At 57.4% G+C, this 2,302-nt stretch carries 2 protein-coding genes and 1 pseudogene; 2 read left to right on the forward strand and 1 reads right to left on the reverse strand.

The annotated features are described in order from the left end of the window. Positions 1–314, forward strand: a pseudogene (locus FDW87_RS21480) (3-(cis-5,6-dihydroxycyclohexa-1,3-dien-1-yl)propanoate dehydrogenase); the annotation flags it as partial. Between the two features lie 9 nt (positions 315–323). Continuing rightward, positions 324–1,526, forward strand: coding sequence for a phenylpropionate dioxygenase ferredoxin reductase subunit (gene hcaD, locus FDW87_RS01590; protein ID WP_137379385.1), 1,203 nt, complete (start codon positions 324–326; stop codon positions 1,524–1,526). 101 nt (positions 1,527–1,627) lie between these two features. Here the strand turns inward: hcaD and FDW87_RS01595 are convergent. Next, positions 1,628–2,302 (reverse strand): aldose 1-epimerase (locus FDW87_RS01595; RefSeq protein WP_252362943.1); only part of this gene is annotated, 675 nt, incomplete at its 5' end.

Raw genomic sequence — 2,302 nt, forward strand, 5'->3', positions numbered from 1 at the left:
TTCGCCAGTTAGCCTACGAGCTGGCGCCAAAGGTGCGCGTCAACGGCGTCGGTCCGTGCGGTATGGCGACCGATCTGCGCGGCCCACAGGCGCTGGGCCAGGGCGATACGTCGATTATGCAGTCGCTGACGCCGGAAAAAATCGCCGCCATTTTGCCGTTGCAGTTTTTTCCTGAGCCAGCGGATTTTACCGGCCCGTATGTGATGCTGGCGTCAAAGCGCAACAATCGCACATTGAGTGGCGTGATGATCAATGCCGATGCCGGTTTGGGCATTCGCGGTATTCGTCACGTTGCCGCCGGACTGGATCTCTGAGGAGGCGTTATGAGCCATAAAATTATCGCTATCGTCGGCGGTGGTCAGGCTGCGGCAATGGCCGCCGTCGCACTGCGTCAGCAAGGATTTAACGGCGAATTGCATCTGTTTTCCGATGAGCCGTATCTGCCCTATGAACGCCCTCCGCTCTCCAAAGCGATGCTGCTGGACGAAAATCCACAGCGACAGCCGATCCTGAACGCTGACTGGTGGCGGGAGAACAACGTACAGCTGCATCTTGGCGTCACGCTGCGTCAGATTGACCGCACCTCTCGCACGCTGATGCTCGCCGATGGTCAGTCCTACCGCTGGTCGCAGTTGCTGTTGGCGACCGGGGCCGCCGCCAGACCGCTGCCGCTACTGGATAAACTGGGCGAACGTTGCTTTACCCTGCGTCACGCCACAGATGCCGAGCGTCTGCGCGGTGCCTTGCTGCCGGGCAAGTCGATTGTGATTGTCGGTGCGGGCACCATTGGCCTGGAATTAGCGGCCAGCGCGATCCTACGCGGCTGTCGGGTGACGTTAGTGGAGCTGGCCTCAACGGTAATGGGTCGCAACGCCCCTGCTCCGGTGCGCGACTATCTGCTAAACCGCCACCGACAGGCAGGGGTGCGGGTGCTGCTCAACAGCGCCATTGAGCACGCTGAAGCGGGAGAGTTTCTCTCGCTTACCCTGCAAAACGGCGAGACGCTACAGGCCGATGCGCTGGTTTATGGCATCGGTATCGTGGCGAATGATGCGCTGGCTCGCGAAGCGGGGCTGGAGACGGCTAACGGTATTATCGTTGACTCCGCCTGCATCACCTCCGATCCCGCGATTTTTGCCGCCGGTGATGTGGCGATAACGCGCCAGCCTGACGGTTCGTTAGAACGGGTAGAAAGCTGGGAAAATGCCAATAACCAGGCACAGATTGCCGCTGCCGCAATGCTCAATCTGCCGTTGCCGGAGAAGACGCCTGGCTGGTTCTGGACCGACCAATTTAATGACAATCTGCAATTTGTTGGCGATATGCAAGGGCAAACATGGCTATGTCGTGGCAATCCGGATGACGGCAAGGCTATCTGGTTCAACCTGCGTGATGGGAAGCTAATTGGCGCAGTAGCGCTCAACAACGGACGCGAAGTGCGCGCACTGCGTAAGTTAATTCATTCAGGACGAGTAGTAAGCGAGGAAGCGCTGTGCGATGAAGGCGTAGCGCTGAAGTCGTTGTGATAGCAGCCTGATAAGCGCATTTTTGCCCAGTCAACAACGCCGGAATAAGTATAGAAGCCGCCGAAGTTGACGTTATTCCTGCCCGTTTCCGGGCAGGGAGTTTAATAAGACTGAATATTCAGAGTCATCTTTTGCCGCATGCTTTCGCCGCATGCCAACAGGGTTAACTGACCAAAATCCGGGCGATGGTGATCGTCAGGCGCATGGCTCATGGGTTCAAAACAGAAAAAATCGAATGCATATCCCTTATCAAATGCCGGATCGGAAACAAAAACAAAATAGCAGGGCGCAGGTGGCTCGGTAGTCATCAAAAGCTGATACCCCAAATCGGGTTGCTGGATTGCCGCAGCCCCATCCCAGCCGGAGAAACCATTATTCACCCAATGTTCAGGCAGCGGAGCGGGCTGATTGAAATCCAGCTCTTGCGGCAAGCTCTCCTGGTGCGCGCCGGTTAGCCAGTGTTCTTTCTCAAGCCAGTAGCCGTTGGCATGCGCCTGTATACGGGTTCCCGGCGACAGCGGGAAATAGGGATGCCAGCCCAGGCCAAACGGGAGCGAATCCCCCTCATTGGTGACGATCAGTTCAACCTCAACCCCGCTGGCGCTCAGGGTAAAAACCTGCTGCGCCGTATAAAGATAGACTCCCTGCCGATGGATATACTCCAGTCTGAGCTGCGTCGGAGAGTGTGCCACACAGCGCCAGCGATTCAGCCAGCCATCGCCGTGAAGGTAATGGCGGTCCCACTCAGCGTTAGGTTGCAGCTGATGCTCTCCCGC

The sequence above is a fragment of the Citrobacter sp. wls826 genome (genome assembly GCF_005281245.1).
Lineage (GTDB): Bacteria > Pseudomonadota > Gammaproteobacteria > Enterobacterales > Enterobacteriaceae > Citrobacter > Citrobacter braakii.